This window comes from Flavobacterium erigeronis (assembly GCF_054075165.1).
Map to the genome: position 1 here is coordinate 54,317 of NZ_JBSKGP010000013.1, position 24,662 is coordinate 78,978.

Sequence of the window (24,662 nt, forward strand, 5' to 3'; positions counted from 1 at the left end):
CATATAAGTAATGTAAGAAAATTAAGCCATAGTACTAAATGGACCTATGATACTTATATGGTTTGTTTTTTTAAGAAAATCAAAAAAAATGATCATATAAGGGATTGAGAAAATTTAAGCCATAGTAATTAAATGAACTTATATTACTTATATGGTTTAATTTTTTTACGGAAATACAACTGTAATAAATTCTGGGCAGCTGCAAACGATGAGATTTCATTGTTTTGCACTGCTTTTTTGCTTTCTTCTAATAGTGAAATAATTTCGGGTTGGTTATGGAAATTTTGCTTCAATTGCTCGTTGATGGTTTCCATCATCCAGAAATGGTTTTGTTCATTTCTTTTTTCTTTGAAAAATCCACTTTCTTTTGTCAATTCAAAATAATCTGAAATAGTGTTCCAAACTTCAGGAATTCCGTCTTTTGTAAGCGAACTGCAAGTGGTTGCTTTGGGCTGCCAATTTGATTTTTTTGAAGGAAATAAATGTAGCGCCCGATTAAATTCCACTTTCGCCTGATTGGCTTTTTTTATATTGTCGCCATCTGCTTTATTAATTATGATGGCATCAGCCATTTCCATTATACCGCGCTTAATGCCTTGAAGTTCATCGCCTGCGCCAGAAATTTTTAAAAGCAGAAAGAAATCGACCATACTATGAACCGCGGTTTCGCTTTGGCCAACACCAACCGTTTCGATAATAATGGTATCAAAACCTGCAGCTTCGCAAAGAATAATCGTTTCTCGGGTTTTGCGTGCTACTCCACCCAGAGTTTCTCCAGAAGCACTTGGTCTGATAAAGGCATTTTCATCTTTAACCAATTCTTCCATTCGAGTTTTGTCACCCAGAATACTTCCATGCGAAAGCGAACTGCTCGGATCAACTGCCAAAACCGCCACTTTTTTTCCTAATTGTGTCAGTTGTTTTCCAAAAGCTTCAATAAAAGTGCTTTTTCCAACGCCCGGAACACCTGTAATCCCAATGCGAACCGATTTATTAGCATGTGATAAACAGCCTTGAACAACTTCACTGGCTTTTTCAAAATGATCTGGATTAGTGCTTTCAATTAAAGTAATGGCACGGCTCAAAGAAGTTCTGTTTCCTTCCAAAATGCCATCAATTAATTCTTGAGAGGTGGGTTGCTGTCTGCGTCTGTTTTTAATTTCATTAATAGCCGAAATATTGGTGATTTCTGGTGGAGAAATCCCAGCTTTTTCATGTAAAGCACTCGATTGTTTTCTTAAATCAGACACAGCAATTTTTTCTCTTGTAAAAGTACAGAAAACAAAAACAGTTTCAAAAAGTTAGTTTGCCACGAATTACACGAATTTCCGCTAATTTGTTAATCTCAAAAGGTGTAAAAAAGTTAGCCACGAATTCACGAATTTTCTTTTTGAAAAACTTTATCTAGTATTATTCGAATTAATTCGAAAAAATAATCTCAAAGATTTTAAAAAGAAAATTCGTGAATTGCTTCGCCTGTTCGCTGTCGCTCGAGTCGTGGCTAAAAAAAACTTAGAACCTTATCGTCTTAGCGCCTTAGTAGCTTAAATAATTAATATCCCGCTGTAAACCTAACTTGATGATGTTTTGGAGTTTCAACTTCGTCAGCAATAACAACCGCTAAATCTTCTACAGAAAGAATACTTCTTTGCTCATCGTTGAAAACAGGATTTTCTAACCCTAAACGGTATTTTCCAGTTCTACCTGTTTTAGTTCCAGCGTGCATTTCAAAAGCAGGACTAAAGAATGCCCAATCCAAATCTTTTTCTTCTTTAATAATATTTAAATAATGTCTTGCGGCATTGGCACCTGGGAAAATTTCTTTTGGAAAATCTGGAGTATCAACCGCTTGCAAATCTGGAGCAACATACAAACTTCCTGCACCACCGATAGTGATAAAACGTTTTACACCCGATTTTTTAACCGCTTCCTGAATTGCTTTCGAACCATTCAAAAAGTCATCGTAGATATTTGGGTTTGTCCAACCTGGGTTGTAAGCATTGATAACAGCATCATGACCTTTTAAGATTTCTGCTAAAGCATCGACATTAAAAATATCTGCAGCAGCCCAAGTTGCATTTGCTGTATCTTTTGGAGTTCTTGCAATAGCAGTAATTTCATGTTTTCTGTCTGCTAATTCGTTTAAAATTGCTGAGCCCACAAATCCTGTAGCTCCAATAAGTGCGATTTTCATAATATATAAATTTATTTAGTAATAAAAAATGTTACAGTTTAAGATAAAAAAATAGTTTTAAAATTGATTCGAAAAATCTTCCAATGAAATGCCTTCTAATTGTGCACTCACTTTTTGGTTCATTTCGCTGTATAAATTCTCCAAATGCTGATTGATGTTTTTTCCAACAGGGCAATCAGGATTCGGTTGATTTTTTGCAAAACCTAAACCAATAGTTTCAAAGGTCATTTCGAATATTTGTTTTAAAGTCAGTTCAGCAGCGTTTACTGCCAATTTTGTACCGCCATTTTTTCCTTCTTTACTTTCTACAATATGATGTGCTTTTAAATTGGCAATTTCTTTTCGAACCAAAACAGGATTCAGATTGATACTTCCCGCAATAAACTCCGATGACAAATAATCATTTGGGAATTTATGCAGTAGAGTAAGAATGTGAATCGTTATGGCAAATTTACCTGAAATCATACTGTAACAAAATATGTTACAAATTTACATCTTTTTGTAACACAAAATACTAATTTAACTAAAAATTAATTCTTTACCTCAAAATTTAAATACTTATTTTTGTGTTGATCTTATAATATGAACAACTTTCTTTTAATATTTTTCTTTCTTACGCTAGGTTTGGTTTTACAGCATGTGAAACAATTTCCTACTCATATTTATAAGACACTCAATAAAATTGTTATTTATTTCTGCCTTCCTGCGATTACTTTATATCATATTCCGAAGATAAAATGGAGCAGTGAATTGCTGTTTCCGATAGGAGCGGGGTGGATTACTTATATTCTCGCTTTTATATTTTTTCATTTTTTGGGAAGAAGAAACGGCTGGTCCAATAAATTGATAGGCTGTCTGATTCTGACAGCGGGTTTAAGCAACAGTTCTTTTCTTGGTTATCCTATTATTGAAGCTTTGTTTGGAAAGAAAGGTTTAGAAACCGCTGTTTTAGTCGATCAGCCAGGAACTTTTGTGGTGGTTTCGACACTTGGCGTTTTTACTGCCGCTTTTTATTCTAAAGGAAGTCCGAACGGTTGGGGAATTTTAAAGAAAGTTATTTTGTTTCCGCCATTCCTAATGTTTGTTTTGGCTTGTCTGATGAATATTTTTGATTATAATTTGAATGAAAATCTGCAATCTCTATTGCTAAAAATCGGAAGTTTGGTTACTCCGTTAGCATTGCTTTCCGTTGGTTTGCAATTAACCTTTAATCGAAAAAGTCAGCATTGGAAATTTCTACGTCTTGGACTTTTCTTTAAATTGCTTTTAGTTCCCTTTGTAATCTTTGTATTGTATATAGTTATTTTTAACCAGCATTCTGAAGTTATAAAAATTACGATAATGGAAACCGCTATGGCACCCATGATCACAGGTGCAATCTTAGCTTCAACTTACGGATTAAAACCAAAATTGAGCAGTATGATGATTGGTTTCGGTATTCCGATTTCTTTTATAACATTGGCTTTCTGGTATTTTGTTTTACATTTTATCTGATTTAGAATCCGAAGGATTCAAATGTTTATAGAATTTTATGCTGACTTTGAGTATGACCCCTACGGGGTCAAATATCTGTGGCGGGAATTAAGTGCTATAAATATTTGAATCCTTCGGATTCTTTTATTTCATATTTTTTTATCGATTATTTCAGTGCCAAAATAATTAATTATATAGAGCAAGTAGAATTTTAACTTTATTTTAATTTTTTGATGTTTTCTAAATACATTTTTTAATTAATTTTAGAGGAACTAAAAACGATAAATTATGTCAACATTAAGATTAGGCGATATAGCTCCAGATTTTCAGGCAGAAACGACACAAGGACCAATTAGTTTTCACGAATGGTTAGGAGATTCATGGGGTGTTTTATTTTCGCATCCAGCAGATTTTACTCCGGTTTGTACAACTGAATTGGGAACTGTAGCGAACTATGTTCCAGAATTCAAAAAAAGAAATACTAAGGTTATTGCTTTGAGTGTAGACGGTTTAGACTCGCACAAAGAATGGATTAAAGATATTAACGAAACTCAAAATACAGAAGTAAATTTCCCTATCATTGCAGATGAGGATAAAAAAGTAGCTAATTTATACGATATGCTTCATCCAAATGCAAGTGATAAATTTACTGTGCGTTCTGTTTTTGTGATCGGACCAGATAAAAAAATCAAATTGACGCTAACGTATCCTGCTTCTACAGGAAGAAATTTTGACGAATTACTTCGTGTAATTGACAGTTTACAGCTGACAGCCAATTATAGCGTTGCAACTCCTGCAAACTGGAAAGATGGTGAAGATGTGGTAATTGCACCAGCAATTCCAGACAGCGATATTCCTGCAAAATTCCCAAAAGGACACACGCCGATTAAACCTTATTTGCGTTTAACACCGCAGCCGAATAAATGATTTTGAGCTGCTAAGGTGCTGAGAGTCTAAGCTTCTAAGCTAAAGTTGTTAAGAATAAAAGCTTCTGAGATTCTAAGTTAAAATTAGAAAATCAGAAGCTTTTCTTTTGATGTATTAAAAACATAGCCCAAGGTTTTTAACCTTGGGAAACGTATTGTGATAATATATCGTGATAATTTATTGCGTACCCACGGTTGAAACCGTGGGCTATGTTTGTTAGAATAAGAGCCTATTTGTAATAAAAGGCAAGATATTAAAAGACTCCAAAAAAAACTCAGGACCTTAGAAGCTTAGCACCTCAGAACCTTATTTGGCCGCCAACAAAGTCGCCATTTTTTTCTTATCTCCTACAACCCATAAAATATCATTTTTTTCCAATATCAAACTAGATTCTGGATTTAGGATGCGGTTTCCGTTTCGTTCAATTCCTACGACCATTCCGTCTGTTTTTGCCCTAAATTGTCCGATACTTTTTTTAATAAATTCGTCTTGAGAAACTTCAAGCTGACGTAAAACAATGTCAGTTTCTTCCACTTTACCAGGTGGTTCTGTTTCATTTTGAGTTAAGAATTTTGTGAATTCTGTAATCTGAGCATCAGTTCCAATTACGCAGATTTCGTCGCCAGGAAACAAACGTTCGTTTTTAGTCGGAATCGGAATGGTCACATCTCCTCTTTTAATATAAGCGATATTAATTCCTAACTGCTCACGAATTTTGAGTTCTTGTAAAGTTTGTCCGACGAGATTAGATTCTTTTTTAATTTCAAAGAAGGACATGTGGCCGTCCCAAGGCATTAAATTAGCATATCTTCTGTCGATCTTTTTGTTTTCGCGATCGTTCAGGTTTTTCAAAAAGTGATTTTCAATTTTATGGTACTGCTCATTTAGTTTTTTTGGGAATATTTGATACGCTCCAATTGCAATAATTAGGGCTACGAAAGCAACCAAAGGAGAGAAGAAAATATTCAATAAAAAACCAACAAAGAATAAACCAAGACTCATTCGTATTAAAATAAGCATTAAAAGTGCGCCACGGTATTTTCGTTCTTCCCAAAGAGCTTCGACTTCATCAACTTTTACACGACGAAGCGAAAGTGCCCATAAAAAAGGCGCAATTACAACTAAAGTCAATAAAGCTGCTAAAGTATTTCCGAATCTGGTATCGGCAACCAAAGGTGCTACAAATTTGGATGACAATAATATAATAGCTGTAATAATGATGGTGTGAAGAATAATTTGTGTAATCGAAGAACGAAGCACAATCTGCCAAGTGCTGACCGATTTAATTGCTTGAGCATTTACACTATAGCGATTGATATTTTTAACCCATCTTTTAGGCATTTTTGATTCTAAAAAGAAAGCAAATCGCTCTGAATATTTAATTAAGAATGGTGTAGTAAATGTGGTAATTGCTGATACAGCAACGATAATCGGGTATAAGAAATCACTAGTTACTTTTAAAGTCATTCCGAGAGTTGCAATAATAAAAGAGAACTCCCCAATTTGCGCCAGACTCATTCCGGTCTGAACAGATTGTTTTAACGGCTGACCAGAAATCAATGCTCCAATAGAAGAACTGAAAGCTTTTCCGAAAATGGTCAATAATGTAATGATGGCAACTGGAAGTGCATAATTAACCAACGTTACAGGATTAATTAACATTCCGACAGATACAAAGAAAACAGCACCAAAAAAATCTTTTACGGGCTGAATTAAATGCTCGATTTTTTCTGCCATTGTAGTTTCAGCAATAATAGACCCCATTATGAAGGCTCCTAAAGCGGGAGAAAACCCAACATTTGATGCAAAAATAACCATCATTAAGCATAATGCCAATGAAATAATAAGCAGCATTTCGTCTGTCATAAGGTGTTTTGCCTTCTTAAAAATAGTTGGAATAATAAAGATTCCTCCTAAGAACCAGATAATTAAAAAGAAAATTAGTTTTAAAACAGATTGCAATAATTCTGCTCCCGATACTTGATCACTTACCGCAATAGTCGATAATAAAACTAGCATCAAAATGGCAACAATATCTTCTACAATTAAAGCTCCGAATACAATTCCGACGAACTTTTTCCCTTTAACTCCCAATTCATCAAAAGCTCTGATAATAATGGTCGTAGAAGAAATGGAAAGTGTCGCTCCCAAGAAAATGCTATCCATTTTTCCCCAGCCCATCCATTGTCCGACACCATAACCAATTACGGTCATAAATAAAATCTGTGTTATGGCGGTGACAGAGGAAGTCCCTCCAACCTTCATTAATTTCTTAAAGCTGAATTCGAGTCCTAAACTAAAAAGTAAAAATATAACCCCAATTTCTGCCCAGACTTCGACACTTTTCATGTCGGTTATAGAGGGGAAAAAATCAAAATGGTTTCCAGCTAAAAAACCTGCAATCAGGTAGCCTAAAACCAAGGGCTGTTTTAGTCTTCTAAATAATAGAACAGCAATTCCGGCAGTCATTAGGATTAATCCTAAATCACTAATTAAAGGTTGTAAATGGTGTGTAGTTTCAGCAGCATTTAATGCAATCATAGGTGGTATTTTATAAGTAGTATTTTTTAATTATTAAAATAGAATTTCTTCAAGAACTTTTTTAATGGGTTGAAGCTGTTCTAATGTTGCGGCTTTCGATTCAGTTATACACATTCCAACTACATTTGTTTTTTGTTTGATTTCTTTGATCAAATGATAAACATCGTCAATTTTAAAACCATTACTTGTTGGAAACATGGTATACTTAAATTCTGATTCATCCAAAACATCTAAATCAAGATGAATATAAATAGTATTATAAAGCTTGATAATATGTTCTAAAGCAGCATAATCGCATTTAGAAACAGATTGTATTTTATTTAATTTTATGTATTCAATTTCAGGTTCATCTAAATCTCTTAAGCCTACAAAACATATTTGCTGAGGTTTAATGTTTGAGAAAAGAAGCTTTTTTATTTCTTCATTGCCTTCTCCAAGAAGCGTTCTTAAAGGCATTCCGTGAAATGTCTTGCTTGGCGAGCTTTCTGGAGTATTTAAATCTGCATGTGCATCAATCCAAATTATGCCTAAATTATTCTTATAAATTTCATTCAAATAAGAGATTGGAATGATTTCAATTCCACAATCTCCTCCAACAGTCTGGATTTTTTGTGCTTTACTTTCTATAATGGCTGTTTTGAAAAATTCAGCCTGCTTTAAAATGGAATTATATGCAATAATATTATGTTGAGATTCTAGATCTTTTTCATAAAGAGAAATCTCCTTAAAGTTATAATCTTTAAAAAATAACTTTAAAGTTTCTGCGCCAATTTTTAATTCATTAGTTATTCCTGAACCTTGCCATTGTGGATTTATAAAAAGCATAGCATAGTGTTTTAATAAATAATAGGTATAAAAAAAGCTATCTCGATAAAGATAGCTTTTTTTGGTAAAATATTTGGTATTTTTCTTAAATTCCTGTGTAATTACTAGGAGTTATAGCTAATAATTCTGCTCTAACAGAATCTGAAACTTCTAAAGTTGCAATGAAATTATGAATAGCATTTTTGTCGATAGCTTCGTTGGTTCTCGTTAAGCCTTTTAAAGCTTCGTAAGGGTTCGGATATGCTTCACGACGTAAAATAGTTTGAATCGCTTCTGCCACAACTGCCCAGTTTCTCTCTAAGTCTTCAGCAAATTTACTTTCGTTTAAAAGCAATTTGTTTAAACCTTTTAGAGTTGCTTCAAAAGCAATGATTGTATGTCCGAACGGAACTCCAACGTTACGTAAAACAGTACTATCTGTTAAGTCACGCTGTAATCTTGAAATTGGAAGTTTAGCAGCTAAATGCTCAAAAATAGCATTTGCAATTCCTAAGTTTCCTTCAGAATTTTCAAAATCAATTGGGTTAACTTTATGTGGCATTGCAGATGAACCAATTTCTCCTGCTTTGATTTTTTGTTTGAAATAATCCATCGAAACATACGTCCAAATATCACGATCTAAATCGATAATAATGGTGTTGATTCTTTTTAAAGCATCAAAAAATGCTGCAAAATGATCGTAGTGCTCAATTTGAGTTGTTGGAAAAGAATGCTTTAAACCAAGATCGGTCTCAACAAATTTATTTCCGAATTGTTTCCAGTCAATTTGCGGGTAGGCTACGTGGTGTGCATTAAAGTTTCCTGTTGCTCCTCCAAATTTTGCTGCAAACGGAATGTTGAATAACAAACGCATTTGCTCTTCTAAACGTTCTACGAAAACCAAAATTTCTTTTCCTAAACGAGTAGGAGAAGCTGGCTGTCCGTGCGTGCGTGCCAACATCGGAATGTCCTTCCATTCAACGCTTAATTCTTTTAATTTGGCAATTACAGCAATTAAAGTTGGCATATAAACTTGCTCAAACGCTTCTTTTGTAGAAAGCGGAATAGCAGTATTATTAATGTCTTGAGATGTTAATCCGAAGTGAATGAACTCTTTGTATTGAGATAAACCTAATTTTTCAAAAGCATCTTTAATAAAATATTCAACCGCTTTTACGTCGTGGTTGGTTACTTTCTCTGTTTCTTTAATCCAAAGCGCATCTTCTGTAGAGAAGTTTTTGTAGATGTTTCTCAAGCTTTCAAACAAACTAGAGTCAATACCTTGCAATTGCGGCAATGGAATTTGGCATAACGCAATGAAGTATTCCACTTCAACTAAAACGCGGTATTTTATTAAAGCTTCTTCAGAGAAAAAAGGTGCTAAATTTTGAGTTTTATTTCTATATCTTCCATCAATTGGCGATATAGCATTCAGTTCGTTTAGAGTAGTCATTGTTATGTTGTTTTTTCGAAAGGTGCAAATATAAACAGAATTTAGCGATTACAGGTAATTAAAAAGCGCATTTGTGCATTCAAAATGAATTTAATCGGTCTCTTAAATCGGCAACTCCTTCAGAAGCAAATTTTGCAATTGTTTCTACTTTATTTCTAATATTAGGAATAGCGATCGGTTTTGGATCAATGTAAAAAACAGGAGTTGTGCTTGGAGTATAAGAAATTAATCCGGCTGCTGGATAAACTTGGAGCGAAGTCCCGATTACAGCAAAATAATCTGCCGTTTCAGTAATGTCAATCGCTTCTTCGAGCGCAGGAACTTCTTCGCCAAACCAAACAATATGCGGACGCAATTGGTGCCCATTGGCATCTAAATCTCCCGTAACCAAATCTTCTGTCCAATCTAAAATTAGATTTTTATTTTGTGTACTTCTTACTTTAAGCAATTCGCCATGCAAATGCAACACTTTTGTGCTTCCAGCGCGTTCGTGCAAATCATCAACATTTTGCGTAATGATGTGTACGTCGAAATCTTTTTCCAATTCAGCCAAAATAATATGACCAAGATTCGGATTTACTTCTTTTAACTGTTGGCGTCTTTTATTGTAAAAATCCAGTACCAATTCCTGATTTTTATGCCAGCCTTCTGGAGTTGCAACTTCCATAACATCATGTCCTTCCCATAAACCATCGCTGTCGCGAAAAGTTTTAATTCCGCTTTCAGCGCTAATTCCCGCCCCACTTAAAACAACAAGTTTCTTTTTCATTCTTAGTTTTATTAAAAGATAAAAATAGTGATTTCTTGGTTCAAATAACTTGCAAATAGTAAGGATTAACTATGTTTTTTAAGGAAAATAATGGGTATTTATACTCTTTGCCTCTCTGTTTAAATTAGTTAGTTTTAATGCTGCGTTTTATAAAAGCGATTCAAGATGATTTTAATTCAATTTACAGGTTTATCTGGTTCTGGAAAAACGACTTTGGCAGAAAATGTCAGGCATCTTTTGCTTCAAAATAATTACGAAGCCGAAGTAGTCGATGGCGATGTTTACCGTCAGACAATCTGTAAAGATTTGGGATTTTCTAAAGAAGACCGCTGTGAAAATGTAAGACGTCTTTTTAATGTTGGCCGAGATTTGATTGGAGAAAAGAAAATTGTTTTGATGTCGGTTATCAATCCGTACGAAAATCTTAGAAGCGAATTGAGGTCATTTGAATTTGTAAAAACGGTTTTTCTGGATTGTGCTATTCATAATTTGATTGAAAGAGATCCAAAAGGTTTGTATAAAAGGGCTTTGCTGCCAGATGATGATCAAAATAAAATTAGAAAATTTACAGGAATCAGCGATGTATTTGAAATTCCAGAAAAAGCAGATTTAGTATTAAAAACAGATTCAGAAACGGTTTCGGTTTCTGCCAATAAACTGTACAACTTTATAATTAGCAATTTAAATTCTTAAGGCTTATGAATCCTTCTTCCTGCCAGCTTCCAATTTCTTTTTCGATAGAAAAATTGCAAAATGATTTAATGACTTGCGAAACCAATTTGTGGACACCGCATTTTAATACCAATCGGTATGAAGGAAAATGGACAAGCGTTTCTTTACGGTCACAATCGGGTTTAGAAAATGATATTTTTTCTTTCCCAGATAAAGAATATAAAAATACGACTTTGCTTGACAGCTGTCCTTATTTTAAAGAAATAATGGATTGGTTCGAATGTGAAAAAGAAGCGGTACGATTATTAAGACTCGGACCCGATAGCGAAATTAAGGAGCATGTTGATAATGATACTTCGTATGAAGATGGCTTTTTTAGGATTCATGTTCCCATAATTACCAATTCTGAAGTGTATTTTTATGTAGATCACAAATTAGTTCCGATGAAAATGGGGGAGTGCTGGTATGCCAATTTTCAGTTGCCGCACAGTGTGCAGAACAAAAGTTTAGAGCCTAGAATTCACTTAACCATAGATTGCATAAGAAATGATTGGTCCGACGAATTGTTTTCTAAAATGAGTTTTGATGTAAATTATGTGCACAAAAATGAATATTCTGATGAAGTGAAAAAGCAGGTAATTGCCGAACTTTCTAGAAATCCGTCAGAAATTAATAATCGTCTCATTGCTGAACTTCAATCACAAATGAATGCATAAAATGGAAAATGTAAAAGATCTTATTGCAAACTGGATTCCGATTAAGTTGGTCGAAAAAGAAAATGAAGTTTATTTTGAATGGATGTATTTCGCGGATATTCCTTTTGCAGAGCCTTTTTTTGAAGAAACAATTGTAAAATGTATAAGCCATAATTATAATTCAAAGCGTTTTAAATTTACAAGTACGGCAGAAAACCTAATAGATTGGTCTAAAGAACTCGATTGTGTAGAATTAAAAGGATTGGTTTTTCATGTTTCAAGATGCGGATCTACGATGTTGAGTCAGTCTTTGGCAACTTCGTCAGAAAATATTATGGTTTCTGAAGCTCCTATTATTGATCAGATTTTGAGAAGTGATGCTTTCGGCAAAAATCTCAAAACAGATTTGCTGAAATCGGTTTTTAGGTTATTAGGACAAAAGAGATTTTCAGAACAGAAGCATTTAATTATAAAATTAGATGCTTGGAGTGTTTTTAAGGCTTCTTATTTAAGAGCGGTTTTTCCGAAAGTTCCTTTTGCGTTATTGTTTCGAAATCCGGGAGAAGTTTTAAGATCGCACCAAAAGATGGCTGGGATGCACATGGTTACTAATTTAATTCCGTCGAGTGTTTTCGGAATTACTTCTGATGAAATAGAGCAAGTAAGTTTTCAACAGTATCAAGCTTTGGTTCTGGAAAAATATTTTCAAGCTTTTCTAGATTATTATGAAACGGATGACAACGTTATAATGCTGAATTATAATGATGGAATGAAAAATGTTATGGAAAGATTTATAACTTTTATAAGTATTAATTTTTCTGAAAGTGAATTGAATGCGATGTTGGAACGTCTCAAAAAACATTCTAAAAATGAAAGCGCCGTTTTTATGGGAGATTCCTATAAAGACGATGTTTTGCCAGTTGATTTAGTTCGAGTCGAGGTGCTGCATCAAAAGCTTAGCGCCAATTTTATTAAAGATTTGGCAGGATGAAAATTAGTGAGAAGACTTCTTTCTCTTTAATTTATTATTTTTGCGCCAAATAGAAATAAAAATGATTGATTTAGATTACCTCGCATTCTTAGAAAACATATTGACAGAAAACCGAAAAGAAAGATTTTTAGAAGTACTGACGAATCGTACCAAACATTTTACTGTTGCTGTTGAAGATGTTTTTCAAATGCATAACACAAGTGCAGTAATGAGAAGCTGTGAAGTTTTTGGAATTCAGGAATTGAATGTAATTGAACAGCGTTTTGGAAAACGAATCGATAAAGAAATTGCTTTAGGTGCTCAAAAATGGGTTGACATAAATCGTTTTGATTCGGTTTCTGGATGTCTTTCGGATTTAAGAAATAAAGGATATCAAATTATTGCAACTACTCCGCATGAAAAAGATTGCATGTTGGAAGATTTTGATATTACAAAACCAAGCGCTTTGTTCTTTGGAACAGAAAAAGAAGGTTTGTCACAAGAAATTATGGATAATGCTGATGGTTTCTTAAAAATCCCGATGGTTGGTTTTACAGAAAGTTTGAATATTTCGGTTTCTGCTGCAATTGTTATTCAAAACATAACCAATAGATTGAGAAGATCAGATATTAATTGGCACCTTTCTGAGGAAGAAATTTTAGAAAAGCGATTGCTTTGGGCTAAAAACTCAATTAAAGATATTAAAAGAATCGAAGCTCGTTATTACGAAGATAATCCTAGATAATATTTTTTAGTTTGCCACAAATCACACAAATTTCCGCGAATTTCTTTTAAAATCTGTCAAATAAAAAATTAGTGCAAATTCGTGTAATTCGTGGCAAAAAAACTCATAAAAAAAATCCCCGACTACTTCAGTAATCGGGGATTTTATATTTATTGAGAGTTTATTATTTCACTAAAACCCATTCGCCAGAAGCGATTAAGCTCTCTGCTTTTTTAAACTTCATTTCTTCAGTTTTGCCAGTTGCAACTTCTTGAACCGTAACAGTGTCATTTCTGTTGATTTTTGGCATATCTCTAACGATAGTTTCTGTAACCTGACGCTGTTGTGTTTCTCCAGCTTCACGGTTGATGCTTTCGCTATTTGGAATTTCGTCTTTACTTAACTGTAAGTTTTCTTTTTGACGAACTTCTCTTGCTTCGTGAATTTCTGGTACGTTTTGAGCAGGTAAATCACCTTTAAATAAGAATGAAATTACTTCTTTGTTCACGTTGTCCAACATTCCTCTAAACAAGTTGAAAGCTTCTAATTTGTAGATAAGCAATGGATCTTTTTGTTCGTGAACAGCCAATTGAACAGATTGTTTCAGTTCGTCCATTTTACGTAAATGTTTTTTCCAAGCTTCATCAACAATAGAAAGTGTGATGTTTTTCTCAAAATCAGCAATCAATTGAGCACCTTCGCTTTCGTAAGCTTTTTTCAAGTCAGTAACCACATTCAAAGTTTTGATTCCGTCTGTAAATGGAACTACAATTCTTTCGAAATGGTTATTTGGCTCTTCAAAAACGCCTTTTATAATTGGGAAAGCTTCTCTTGCACTTCTTTCTGTTTTTTCAGTGTAGAAAGCTAAAGCTTCTTTGTATACTTTTCCAGTAACTTCGATATCTGATAATTTAGCAAAATCAGCCTCAGAAATTGGAGATGTAATTCCGAAATAACGAATTAAATCAAATTCAAATCCTTTGAAATCGTTTGTTACTTTATTATTGCTTACAATTAATTCGCAAGTATCATAAAGCATATTCGCGATATCCAGTTTCAAACGCTCACCAAACAATGCGTGACGACGACGTTTGTAAACTACTTCACGCTGAGAGTTCATTACGTCATCATATTCTAATAAACGTTTACGAACACCAAAGTTGTTTTCTTCTACTTTTTTCTGAGCACGTTCGATAGATTTAGTCATCATAGAATGCTGAATAACTTCACCTTCTTTAAGTCCCATTCTGTCCATTACTTTCGCAACTCTTTCAGAACCGAATAAACGCATTAAGTTGTCTTCAAGAGAAACATAGAATTGAGAACTTCCAGGATCTCCCTGACGACCAGAACGACCACGTAACTGTCTATCTACACGACGAGAATCATGACGCTCTGTACCCACGATTGCTAAACCTCCTGCAGCTTTTACTTCTGGAGATAATTTAATATCGGTACCACGACCAGCCATATTTGTTGCAATAGTTACAACTCCAGCTTTACCAGCTTCTTCAACGATTTGTGCCTCTTGCTTGTGCATTTTAGCATTCAATACGTTGTGCGTGATTCCTCTCATTTTAAGCATACGGCTTAATAATTCTGAAATTTCTACAGAAGTTGTTCCGATCAATACAGGTCTTCCTGCTTGTGATAATTCGGTAACGTCTTCAATAACGGCATTGAATTTCTCACGAGTTGTTTTGTAGATATAATCTTCTTTATCAATTCTTGCAATTCCGCGGTTTGTTGGAATTTCAACAACATCCAGTTTGTAGATTTGCCATAACTCTCCAGCTTCTGTAACCGCTGTACCAGTCATCCCAGCCAATTTATTGTACATTCTGAAGTAATTCTGTAATGTAACAGTAGCAAAAGTTTGAGTAGCAGCTTCAATTTTTACATTTTCTTTAGCCTCAATCGCTTGGTGAAGACCGTCAGAATAACGACGTCCATCCATGATACGACCTGTTTGTTCATCGACAATCATAATTTTGTTGTCCATGATAACATACTCTACGTCTTTTTCGAATAAAGCGTAAGCTTTTAAAAGTTGTGTAAGAGTATGGATACGCTCGCTCTTTACACCAAAATCTTGGAATAATCTTTCTCTGGCTTCAGCTTCAGCGTCTTTGTCTAATTTTTGTTTTTCGATCGCAGCGATTTCTGTTCCAATGTCTGGTAAAACGAAGAAATCTGCATCTGTATCTCCAGAAAGGTATTTAATACCATTATCTGTTAATTCAACCTGATTATTTTTTTCTTCAATCACAAAATACAAAGCTTCGTCCACTTTGTGCATTTCACGATTGTTATCTTGCATGTATTGATTTTCAGTTTTTTGAAGCAATTGTTTAATTCCTTCTTCACTTAAAAATTTAATTAATGCTTTATTTTTAGGTAAACTTCTGTAAGCTCTTAATAATAAGAAACCTCCATCTTTAGTATTTCCTTCTTTGATTAATTTTTTAGCTTCAGCTAAGAAACCATTCGCTAACTGACGTTGTTGCGCAACTAAGTTTTCAATTTTTGGTTTCAACTCGTTGAATTCGTGACGATCTCCTTGAGGAACTGGTCCAGAAATGATAAGCGGTGTTCTAGCGTCATCAATTAATACCGAGTCAACCTCGTCGACAATCGCAAAATTGTGTTTTCTCTGCACTAAATCGCTAGGAGAGTGTGCCATATTATCTCTTAAGTAGTCAAAACCAAATTCGTTGTTGGTTCCGTAAGTGATATCGGCGTCGTATGCTTTTTTTCTTTGTTCTGTACTTGGCTGGTGATTGTCGATACAATCAACAGACAAACCGTGGAATTCAAATAAAGGCGCTTTCCATGTACTATCACGTTTTGCCAAGTAGTCATTCACCGTTACTAAGTGAACTCCATTTCCTGTCAAAGCGTTTAAGTAAAGTGGAAGAGTAGCAACCAAAGTTTTACCTTCTCCAGTTTGCATTTCGGCAACTTTACCTTCGTGCAATACCATACCACCAATTAACTGAACATCATAGTGAATCATGTCCCAAGTGATATCTTTTCCGGCAGCATTCCATTTGTTAGCCCAGATTGCTTTATCGCCTTCAATAGTAATATATGATTTTGCAGCTGAGAATTCGCGGTCTTTTGCAGTTGCAGTAACTTCAATATGAGAGTTTTCTTTAAAACGGCGAGCCGTTTCTTTAACTACAGAAAACGCTTCTGGAAGAATTTCCAATAAAGTTTTTTCAGAGATTTCATAAGCTTCTTTTTCAAGAGCATCTATAGCATCATAAATGTCTTCTCTTTTATCGATGTCTTCGATGTTTTCTACTTCGGCTTTAAGCGAAGCAATTTTAGCATCTTTATCGGCTCTAGCTTCTTTTATTCTGTCTTTAAAAAAAACGGTTCTTCCTCTTAATTCGTCATTTGACAGACTCATTAAAGGAGCTTCGAATGTTTTAATTTTATTTAAGTAAGGTTGTAAAGCTTTGACATCTTTCTGCGACTTATCGCCGACAAAGACTTTAATAATACTGTTTATGAAACTCATGATTTATTGTATTTCTTTATTATATATATGTATTTGAACCAAAAAAAAAGTCTCTATGATGAGAGACTTTTTCATTTGGTTTATTTTTTAATATTCATCCTCATTCCAAAGATAATCTTCGTCTGTTGGATAATCAGGCCAAATTTCTTCCATTGATTCATATATCTCACCTTCATCTTCGATTGATTGAAGGTTTTCTACTACTTCTAATGGAGCACCAGCTCTAATAGCGTAGTCTATAAGTTCGTCTTTGTTAGCAGGCCATGGCGCATCACTTAAATAAGATGCTAATTCTAATGTCCAATACATCTGTTATCTATTTAGTTTGTGCAAAAATAAATTTTTTACTGAAAAAGACAAGTAAATTTTGATTTATTTTAATAAAAATTAAGAACGTCACTTGTAAAATTCCAAAAATCAAATTCCAAATTCCAAAAACAGCCCGTAAAGCTTCGATTTTTGTTGGAATTTGGGGATTTAGAAAAATTGAAATTTGCAGAAATTTATTTTCTGGGAATCCATTTCACTTCCTCCGCTTTTAAGTCTGAGGACAACTTTCGTGCCAAGACAAAAAGGTAGTCAGAAAGTCGGTTTAAGTATGTAATAGCGATTTCTGGAACGTGTTCATTATGGCTTAAATGTACCGCTAAACGCTCTGCTCGACGGCAAATGCAGCGTGCTATATGACAATGTGACACGGTTGGATGGCCTCCAGGCAAAACAAAATGTGTCATTGGAGGAAGGCTTTCGTCCATTTTATCTATTTCGTTTTCGAGAAATTCAATATCCGAATCAATTATCCCTAGATTTTCTAAGCGAAGTTTTCCATTTTTTAAAACTTCTTTTTCTTGTGGAGTTGCCAAAATGGCACCAACAGTAAAAAGACGGTCTTGAATTTCTATTAAAATGGTTTTATAGTGCGAAGCGATTTCCTGATCGCGAATTAATCCGATATAAGAATTTAATTCGTCAACAGTACCGTAACTGTCAATTCGAATATGATCTTTAGGAACGCGGGTGCCACCAAAAAGTGCTGTGGTTCCTTTGTCGCCTGTTTTGGTATATACTTTCATTTTTTATTCTAGATTGTAGATTTATGATTTTAGATTGAAAGCTGTTGTCTAAAATTTTTAGATTTAGAAAATGATCTAATGTCTAAAATCAGAAATCTAAAATTATTTAGTTGTGTCGCTTTCTATTAAACCGTCACGTAAACGGATAACTCGGTGTGCATAAGCGGCAATATCTTCTTCGTGAGTTACCAAAATTACAGTGTTTCCTTGTGCGTGGATATCGCCGAAAAGTTTCATGATTTCTACAGAAGTTTTACTGTCTAAGTTTCCAGTTGGCTCATCGGCAAGAATAATAGAAGGTTTGTTGACCAAAGCGCGGGCAACTGCAACACGCTGACGCTGTCCTCCAGAAAGCTGATTGGGTTGGTGATCCATTCTATCGGCTAGATTTACCTGTTTTAGAACTTCGGTAGCACGGGCAATTCGTTCCGATTTTCCGTAACCTGCATAAATCATTGGCAATGCAACATTATCTAGAGCAGTTGTTCTTGGCAAAAGATTAAAAGTCTGAAAAACAAAACCAATTTCTTTGTTCCGAATTTCAGCCAATTCATCATCTCTCATCTTGCTGACATCTTTTCCGTTTAAAACATAATGGCCAGAAGTGGGCGTATCTAAACAGCCCAATAAATTCATTAATGTAGATTTTCCAGATCCAGAAGGTCCCATCAAAGCGACATATTCGCCCTTGTTGATTTCTAAATCTATTCCTTTTAAAACATAAACCGTTTCATTGCCCAAAATAAAATTTCGTTTAATGTCGGTTATCTTAATTAATGGTTCAGCCATTTCGTTTTACAATTTTGGATTTAAAAGTACAAAACACTTTTCAATAAAACCATAAGTAGTTCAGAATTGGATTTTGTTACATATAATGGTAGAGTACTTTTTTAATTTAATAGAATTTCATAAACCTGAACAAATATTGTTATACAATTTTGTTTAATTTTTGTATAATTATCATTATTTTATGTTTTTTATAGTTTTAAAACATTTTTAATTTTAAAAACATGATAATAATGTAATTTATTAACTTGGTTATTGAGTAAATTTGGTTATATAATTAATTAAATAATCAGAATTATGAAAAATATCAAAATAACTATCGTTATCGCATTAATTGCATTAGGTTTTACATCGTGTAAAGATGAAAAACAAGAGAAAGCTCAAAAAACAGTAGACAGCTATGTTGTTTATGTTGACTCTGTTAAAAATGTGGCAGCGGCTGATTTGAAAGACAATTGGCAAAGTGTAGAAGCAGAGTATGATAGAAGATCTCAAGAAGCTCAAGCAGCTTTAGCAGATATTAAAGACAATGCTGCTGCGACTGAGAAAGTAAATGCAAGTAAAATTAAATACGAGGAATTTAAAAATGAAATTACCGCCCAATTTGCCCCTCCAGCTTCTAGTCCGAAACAATCATTGAGAGATGCCTTGTTTGGTGCAGGAAAAATTGGTGATGATATGAATTTCAGCTGGGTGAATGCCCAGAATATTCATAGCGTTTATCAGCAGTTTGTTCATACTGTAGAAAATAATAAAGATAGCTATTCTAGAGAAGACTGGGATGAAATCAAATTAATGTATGAAGCTCTTGATAGCCGTAAAAATACAGTAGAAAAAGAAGGTTTGTCTGCAGAGGATAACCGCAAAATTGCTGGTTTGAAAGTTAAATTTGCACCAATGTATACTGTAAACAGAATGGGAGCTAAATCTGAAGAAAATAAAGATGCTAAAAAGTAAGATTTTTAAAATTTTGAATTAGATAAAAAAAGACGATCAGAAATGATCGTCTTTTTTTATGTTCTTATTATAAAATGCTGTTTTGGCTGTTCGTATCTAAAAAATACAAATCCCCATTGGAAAGTATCAATTGTGACTTTTACTTGTGGATGGTTTTTGATAATCTCCCAAGCTTCTTCCATATCTTCTGACCAGTGAATATCATCAAAAATCCATACTGAATCATTATCTATAGTTGGCAGCAAAAGTTCAAAGTATTGTAAAGTGGCTTTTTTAGAATGATTTCCATCAAAATAAATCAGATTGTAATTTGTAGCTTGAATGTTTTTAGATATTAAAAAAGATTCAAACTCAGAAATTACATTTTCAACATTTTTACAATCAAAATCAGTTAATTGATTTTGCGCAATTCCTGCCGTATTGGGACAGCCTTCGATAGTAATTACTTTTGCTTTTGGATTTCCTAATGCTAAAGCAGAAGTTGCCAAACCTAAAGAGGTTCCAATTTCCAAAATAGTTAAAGGCTGAAAATAATTCGTTACACGAAATAATAATTCGGCTCGTTTTGGCGAAATTCCAGCTGTTTGTGCAATTTTAGAAATTTGCCTTCTATTTGATTTGAAAACTCTTGAACCAGCTCCAAAATCGGTTACTTCAATGAAGTTTTTGTTTCCTAAAAGCGATTTTCTATATTTTTTTAGAATTGCATATTCTGATTTTGCCTTCTTATCATAAAAGCATTTTGTCAGTAAATTAAAAACAAAGGGCGAATGAACCGCATGTTCGTTTTTAGAATGCCAAAGAAATTTTAGATAAGCTTTGATTTGAAACAGCATTATTCTTTTCGTTTTACACTAAGTTTAGTTAGCTGCTGCAACTTTGGTTAATTTTAACTCAAAAATAAGAACAGAACCAGAAGGAATGTTTTGCACTTTAGTATTTCCGTAGCCTAAACGTGACGGAATTAGTAAGATTCCGCTTCCTCCTTCTTTAAATTTAGGTAATCCTTCCTGCCAGCCTAAAATAAATTTGTTTAAAGGATATGTTATTCCAGTAGTACTTTGGTCAAATACTGTTCCATTGGTCAGAGTTCCTTTGTACTGAACTGTCACAGTTGATGTGCTTGTAGGACTTTCTCCAGTTCCTTGTTCGTTTATAATATAACATAATCCGCTTGAAGTTTTGGTAGCAGTTAAGTTGTTTTTAGTTAGATAATCCTGAATCTCTTTGTCGTTTTGAGCAGTATAATCTGTTGTGTCAATTCTCTCTAAACCAGAATCACTAGAACAAGAGATAAAAAGTGTCATAACCATTAAGGCCGTTAATAAATGTTTCATTGTAATGTGGTATTTGTTTAATGTGTTGAATATATAAAAAAATGTTTGTTTCGCAAATTTCGCAAAGATTCACAAAGAAGGACAAAAAAGCTTGGCGTATCTCTGGGTTTCTTTGTGAATCTTTGTGTAATTAGCCCTCAAGTTTAGCAGAAAGCTCAAACCAGCGTTCTTCTTTTGCGTCTATTTTATTGATTATATTTTGAAGTTCATTGGCTTTTTTCTCGATATCTGCATCGGCTACTTTTCCGTCAGAGAATAATTGTTCGATCTTAGTTTTTTCAATTTCTAAATCTTTAATTTCCCTTTCTATTTTTTGATATTCTTTTTGCTCATTGAAACTTAAATTTCCTGTTGGATTATTTTGTTTCCAATCTTTTTTTTCGGCTTTGTTTTCTTCTTTTTGAGCAACATCAGCACTGTCTTCATAAGCTCTGAAATCAGAATAGTTTCCTGGGAAATTTTCGATTTCTCCTTCTCCTCTAAAGACAAATAAATAATCAACAATCTTGTCCATAAAATAACGGTCGTGAGAAACAACCAGCAGACAACCAGGATAATCTAAAAGGAAACTTTCTAAAACGTTCAAAGTCACAATGTCCAAATCGTTTGTTGGCTCATCAAGAATCAAGAAGTTCGGATTCTGAATTAAAACGGTACATAAATACAAACGTTTTAATTCACCACCGCTTAATTTTTCAACATAATCGTATTGCTTTTTCGCATCAAAAAGAAAACGCTCCAATAATTGTGAAGCCGAAATAATTTTCCCTTTTGTCAATGGAATATACTCTCCGTATTCTTTTATAATGTCAATAACACGTTGTCCTGGTTTCGGATTAATTCCAGATTGCGTATAATAACCAACTTTTATAGTGTCGCCTTTTACAACGCGCCCGCTGTCAGGCGGAATTGTTCCAGTCAAAAGATTTAAGAAAGTCGATTTTCCAGTCCCGTTTTTACCAATAATTCCAATTCTTTCTCCACGCTGAAAATCAAAACTGAAGTTGTCTAAAATAACACGGTCTTTGAATTTTTTAGAAAGTTTATGAAGCTCAATAATTTTGCTTCCCATTCTTTCCATATTTATTTCAAGCTCCACCTTGTTTTCTTTACGTCGGCTTTGTGCCTTTTCTTTAATAACATAAAAATCGTCCTGACGAGATTTAGATTTGGTTGTTCTCGCTTTTGGCTGGCGGCGCATCCATTCTAATTCTTTTACAAATAAGTTTTTAGCTTTATCTATACTCGCATTTTCAGAAGTGATTCTTTCTTCCTTTTTCTGAAGATAATAAGAATAATTTCCTTTGTATTGATATAGTTTTCCGTTGTCTAATTCGATAATTTCGTTGCAAACGCGCTCCAAAAAGAATCGGTCGTGCGTTACCATAAATAGCGTAATATTTTCCTTAGCAAAATAGCTTTCAAGCCACTCGATCATTTCAAGATCTAAGTGGTTAGTCGGCTCATCTAGAATTAGTAAGTCTGGACGATTAATTAGAATGATGGCTAATGAAAGACGTTTTTTTTGTCCTCCAGAAAGATTTTTTACTTTAAGTTTAAAATCTTCCAGCTTTAATTTAAACAAAATTTGTTTGTATTGCGTTTCAAAATCCCATGCATTATGCTGATCCATAGCGTCAAAAGCTTTTTGGTAGGCTTCTTCGTCAGCAGGATTTTCTAAAGCTTTTTCATAAGCTTCAATAACTTTAAGCGTTTCATTATCTGAAGCAAAAATACTTTCTTCAATAGTCAATTCATCCTGAAGATTATTATCCTGCGAAAGAAATGCCATTCTAATTCCTTTTCTTAAAACAACTTGCCCGGTATCAGGCTCTTCCAAACCATTAATAATGCTCATTATAGTTGTTTTTCCTGAACCATTTTTGGCAATAAAAGCGATTTTTTGGTCTTTATTGATTCCAAAAGAAATGTTGTCAAAAAGGACTCTTTCGCCAAATGACTTCGATATATTTTCTACAGATAAGTAATTCACTTTGTAATTGTAAGTTATAAATTATGGGTTATGAATGTTTTCTAAACATAACTTTCTGCAAAAGTAAACTATTATCTTGCATTTGCGAATTATTTATGGAGATACAAACCAAGTAACGAACTCAAATCTAAATAATGAATTTGCTGCGGATTGTTTAAAATAGGTTTTCGAACAAGAGATTCATTTGTAATAAAATAATGAAGTCCATCTTTTGTTGCAATTCCTTCTACTTGATGAAAAGGAAGTTTTAAATCGATTCTTCTTTTATTTCCAGATAAAAAATCACGATTTTTAAAATCGTATAGAAGATATAAAAATGGTTTTCCAGCTTTGGTGTAACCGCACAAAGCAATTAGTTTTTTCTCTTTCAAATATGTGGCGCCAGTTACTAACCCTTTACTATCTAAAGTCGTATTTAATTTCGCAATCTGCATTCCTGACTGATTTGGAAGCGAATAAATGGAGGTTTTAGAAGACTTCCATTGTTTGGTAAACAAATAAATGCTGTCTTTGGAAACAATAAAAGCTTCGCAGTCAAAATTAGTTTTATTAGGTTTTGAAGGAGAAAAATCAGTTTGATCGGAATAAGAAAATGAGATAGTCTCAATTTTTGGGTTTTCTTCTAAAAATGATTTTTTTTCAATTTTAAGTATTTTCAAGTCAGTTCTGTTTCCAGAATAATTATTTCCAAAATCTCCAATGTAAATATGTGTGCTGTCTTGAGCGATTTCTTCCCAATCATGATTGATAACTTCAGGAAGAACAATTTTCTTCTTGATTTTCCCTAATGAATCCAAACCATAAATTGTAGTATCATGATCGTCGTCATGCGTCCATAATAAATTCTCAAAAGTAATTAATCCTGAAGTTTCTCTTAATGAATCACTTAAGTGAAAAGAATATTCAGGTTTTAATTTTACATTTTCATAAAAACAACTACCGTCATTTATTATAGCTTTCGAATCAAAATTTTTTGAGATACTATCAGTACAACCCAAAACTTGACTTTGTGCGGTTATGCTTATTAATAAAAACAATAGAGCAACTTTCATTTTATACTGCTTAGACACCGTAAAGTTAAGACTTTAATATCTTCTACGACGCATTTTAGTACATACACATGAAGCCATAATTGTGATAGAATAAGGTAATTCTCACTTTTTAACTTTTATTTAATCTGTATGCTAAATACTTTTGCAAAAAATAGAAAAAACGAAAGTTCTCTATTTTATGTTGACCGAGAAAAATAGGTTCTAAATTTCCAATTTCATGTGACTTGGAGATGCGGAGCTGTACCATGAAATGAGAAATCTGCCATTTATAATTATGAAAATAGGAATTACTTTTAGTGCTTTTGATTTGCTTCATGCGGGCCATATTAAAATGTTGGAAGAAGCTAAGCAAAAATGCGATTATTTAATTGCAGGACTACAAACCGATCCAACAATTGATAGACCCGAAAAGAATAAACCCACACAAACCGTTGTAGAAAGATACATCCAACTTAAAGGCTGTAAATTTGTCGATGAAGTTATTCCGTACACTACAGAACAGGATTTAGAAGATATTTTACGTTCTTATAAAATTGATATTCGCATAGTTGGCGATGAATATCAGAACAAAAATTTTACAGGTAGAGAATATTGTGAAGAGAAAGGTATAGAGATGTATTTTAATACACGTGATCACCGATTTTCTAGCAGTGGTTTAAGAAAAGAAGTGGCTGGTAGGGAATTATCTGTAAAATGATTTTAAAGATTCTTTTTTA

Annotated in this window: 23 protein-coding genes; 8 read left to right on the forward strand and 15 right to left on the reverse strand. The window is 33.7% G+C overall.

Annotation, left to right across the window (positions count from 1 at the left end; genetic code table 11):
• Positions 1 to 143 precede the first annotated feature (143 nt).
• The 3 genes from meaB to ACWA1F_RS21995 form a co-directional block, all read right to left on the reverse strand.
• Positions 144 to 1,250: a methylmalonyl Co-A mutase-associated GTPase MeaB gene (gene meaB / locus ACWA1F_RS21985; protein WP_456896951.1), complete on the reverse strand. Its 1,107-nt coding sequence runs from the start codon at positions 1,248 to 1,250 to the stop codon at positions 144 to 146.
• A gap of 302 nt (positions 1,251 to 1,552) precedes the next feature.
• Positions 1,553 to 2,194 (reverse strand): NAD(P)-dependent oxidoreductase, encoded by a 642-nt coding sequence (locus ACWA1F_RS21990; protein WP_456896953.1) that lies wholly within the window; start codon positions 2,192 to 2,194, stop codon positions 1,553 to 1,555.
• A 57-nt stretch (positions 2,195 to 2,251) separates the two neighbouring features.
• The gene (locus ACWA1F_RS21995; protein ID WP_113679775.1) at positions 2,252 to 2,659 is read right to left on the reverse strand and encodes an RrF2 family transcriptional regulator; all 408 of its coding nucleotides are present in this window, start codon (positions 2,657 to 2,659) and stop codon (positions 2,252 to 2,254) included.
• Between the two features lie 117 nt (positions 2,660 to 2,776).
• Here ACWA1F_RS21995 and ACWA1F_RS22000 point away from each other — a divergent pair, with 117 nt between their 5' ends.
• Together ACWA1F_RS22000 and ACWA1F_RS22005 are read left to right on the forward strand one after the other, a co-directional pair.
• The gene (locus ACWA1F_RS22000; RefSeq protein WP_456896956.1) at positions 2,777 to 3,688 is read left to right on the forward strand and encodes an AEC family transporter; all 912 of its coding nucleotides are present in this window, start codon (positions 2,777 to 2,779) and stop codon (positions 3,686 to 3,688) included.
• A 267-nt stretch (positions 3,689 to 3,955) separates the two neighbouring features.
• Complete coding sequence (locus tag ACWA1F_RS22005; protein WP_290967008.1) at positions 3,956 to 4,594, forward strand: peroxiredoxin; 639 nt, start codon at positions 3,956 to 3,958, stop codon at positions 4,592 to 4,594.
• Positions 4,595 to 4,900: 306 nt separating this feature from the next.
• On the opposite strand, the gene ACWA1F_RS22010 is transcribed toward ACWA1F_RS22005, so the two are convergent.
• From ACWA1F_RS22010 to ACWA1F_RS22025, 4 genes are all read right to left on the reverse strand, one after another.
• A complete protein-coding gene (locus tag ACWA1F_RS22010; RefSeq protein ID WP_456896958.1) occupies positions 4,901 to 7,135 on the reverse strand; it encodes a cation:proton antiporter in 2,235 nt (744 codons plus the stop codon).
• A gap of 33 nt (positions 7,136 to 7,168) precedes the next feature.
• Positions 7,169 to 7,960 carry an arginase family protein gene (locus ACWA1F_RS22015; RefSeq protein ID WP_456896960.1) on the reverse strand — a complete coding sequence of 264 codons (792 nt, stop codon included), beginning with the start codon at positions 7,958 to 7,960 and terminating at the stop codon, positions 7,169 to 7,171.
• 85 nt (positions 7,961 to 8,045) lie between these two features.
• The gene (gene purB / locus ACWA1F_RS22020; RefSeq protein WP_456896962.1) at positions 8,046 to 9,392 is read right to left on the reverse strand and encodes an adenylosuccinate lyase; all 1,347 of its coding nucleotides are present in this window, start codon (positions 9,390 to 9,392) and stop codon (positions 8,046 to 8,048) included.
• A 79-nt stretch (positions 9,393 to 9,471) separates the two neighbouring features.
• Positions 9,472 to 10,161 carry an SIR2 family NAD-dependent protein deacylase gene (locus ACWA1F_RS22025; protein ID WP_456896964.1) on the reverse strand — a complete coding sequence of 230 codons (690 nt, stop codon included), beginning with the start codon at positions 10,159 to 10,161 and terminating at the stop codon, positions 9,472 to 9,474.
• A 165-nt stretch (positions 10,162 to 10,326) separates the two neighbouring features.
• Here ACWA1F_RS22025 and cysC point away from each other — a divergent pair, with 165 nt between their 5' ends.
• From cysC to ACWA1F_RS22045, 4 genes are all read left to right on the forward strand, one after another.
• Positions 10,327 to 10,854, forward strand: a complete 528-nt coding sequence (gene cysC / locus ACWA1F_RS22030) for an adenylyl-sulfate kinase (protein WP_456896966.1) — start codon at positions 10,327 to 10,329, stop codon at positions 10,852 to 10,854.
• 5 nt (positions 10,855 to 10,859) lie between these two features.
• Positions 10,860 to 11,549, forward strand: coding sequence for an aspartyl/asparaginyl beta-hydroxylase domain-containing protein (locus tag ACWA1F_RS22035; RefSeq protein ID WP_456896968.1), 690 nt, complete (start codon positions 10,860 to 10,862; stop codon positions 11,547 to 11,549).
• Between the two features lies 1 nt (position 11,550).
• Positions 11,551 to 12,519: a sulfotransferase family protein gene (locus tag ACWA1F_RS22040; protein WP_456896970.1), complete on the forward strand. Its 969-nt coding sequence runs from the start codon at positions 11,551 to 11,553 to the stop codon at positions 12,517 to 12,519.
• A gap of 61 nt (positions 12,520 to 12,580) precedes the next feature.
• A complete protein-coding gene (locus ACWA1F_RS22045; protein ID WP_306156186.1) occupies positions 12,581 to 13,243 on the forward strand; it encodes a TrmH family RNA methyltransferase in 663 nt (220 codons plus the stop codon).
• A gap of 163 nt (positions 13,244 to 13,406) precedes the next feature.
• On the opposite strand, the gene secA is transcribed toward ACWA1F_RS22045, so the two are convergent.
• The 4 genes from secA to ACWA1F_RS22065 all read right to left on the reverse strand — a co-directional run bounded on the left by secA (position 13,407) and on the right by ACWA1F_RS22065 (position 18,610).
• Entirely contained in the window at positions 13,407 to 16,748 is a 3,342-nt protein-coding gene (secA, locus tag ACWA1F_RS22050) for a preprotein translocase subunit SecA (protein WP_306156185.1), read from the reverse strand.
• A gap of 87 nt (positions 16,749 to 16,835) precedes the next feature.
• Positions 16,836 to 17,057 carry a DUF2795 domain-containing protein gene (locus ACWA1F_RS22055; RefSeq protein ID WP_007138072.1) on the reverse strand — a complete coding sequence of 74 codons (222 nt, stop codon included), beginning with the start codon at positions 17,055 to 17,057 and terminating at the stop codon, positions 16,836 to 16,838.
• Positions 17,058 to 17,251: 194 nt separating this feature from the next.
• Positions 17,252 to 17,821 (reverse strand): cob(I)yrinic acid a,c-diamide adenosyltransferase, encoded by a 570-nt coding sequence (locus ACWA1F_RS22060; protein ID WP_456896976.1) that lies wholly within the window; start codon positions 17,819 to 17,821, stop codon positions 17,252 to 17,254.
• Positions 17,822 to 17,923: 102 nt separating this feature from the next.
• Positions 17,924 to 18,610, reverse strand: a complete 687-nt coding sequence (locus tag ACWA1F_RS22065) for an ABC transporter ATP-binding protein (protein ID WP_306156179.1) — start codon at positions 18,608 to 18,610, stop codon at positions 17,924 to 17,926.
• Between the two features lie 294 nt (positions 18,611 to 18,904).
• Between ACWA1F_RS22065 and ACWA1F_RS22070 the strand changes: the two genes are divergently transcribed.
• Entirely contained in the window at positions 18,905 to 19,564 is a 660-nt protein-coding gene (locus ACWA1F_RS22070) for a DUF6565 domain-containing protein (RefSeq protein WP_125723212.1), read from the forward strand.
• A gap of 56 nt (positions 19,565 to 19,620) precedes the next feature.
• Here ACWA1F_RS22070 and ACWA1F_RS22075 read toward each other — a convergent pair whose 3' ends face one another.
• The 4 genes from ACWA1F_RS22075 to ACWA1F_RS22090 all read right to left on the reverse strand — a co-directional run bounded on the left by ACWA1F_RS22075 (position 19,621) and on the right by ACWA1F_RS22090 (position 23,946).
• Positions 19,621 to 20,400 (reverse strand): O-methyltransferase, encoded by a 780-nt coding sequence (locus tag ACWA1F_RS22075; protein WP_456896979.1) that lies wholly within the window; start codon positions 20,398 to 20,400, stop codon positions 19,621 to 19,623.
• Between the two features lie 24 nt (positions 20,401 to 20,424).
• Positions 20,425 to 20,901 (reverse strand): FKBP-type peptidyl-prolyl cis-trans isomerase, encoded by a 477-nt coding sequence (locus tag ACWA1F_RS22080; RefSeq protein ID WP_456896981.1) that lies wholly within the window; start codon positions 20,899 to 20,901, stop codon positions 20,425 to 20,427.
• Positions 20,902 to 21,031: 130 nt separating this feature from the next.
• A complete protein-coding gene (locus ACWA1F_RS22085; protein WP_125723215.1) occupies positions 21,032 to 22,894 on the reverse strand; it encodes an ABC-F family ATP-binding cassette domain-containing protein in 1,863 nt (620 codons plus the stop codon).
• 89 nt (positions 22,895 to 22,983) lie between these two features.
• Entirely contained in the window at positions 22,984 to 23,946 is a 963-nt protein-coding gene (locus tag ACWA1F_RS22090) for a T9SS C-terminal target domain-containing protein (protein WP_456896983.1), read from the reverse strand.
• A gap of 274 nt (positions 23,947 to 24,220) precedes the next feature.
• Here ACWA1F_RS22090 and ACWA1F_RS22095 point away from each other — a divergent pair, with 274 nt between their 5' ends.
• Positions 24,221 to 24,643 (forward strand): adenylyltransferase/cytidyltransferase family protein, encoded by a 423-nt coding sequence (locus ACWA1F_RS22095; RefSeq protein ID WP_456897121.1) that lies wholly within the window; start codon positions 24,221 to 24,223, stop codon positions 24,641 to 24,643.
• The last annotated feature ends 19 nt before the right edge of the window (positions 24,644 to 24,662 follow it).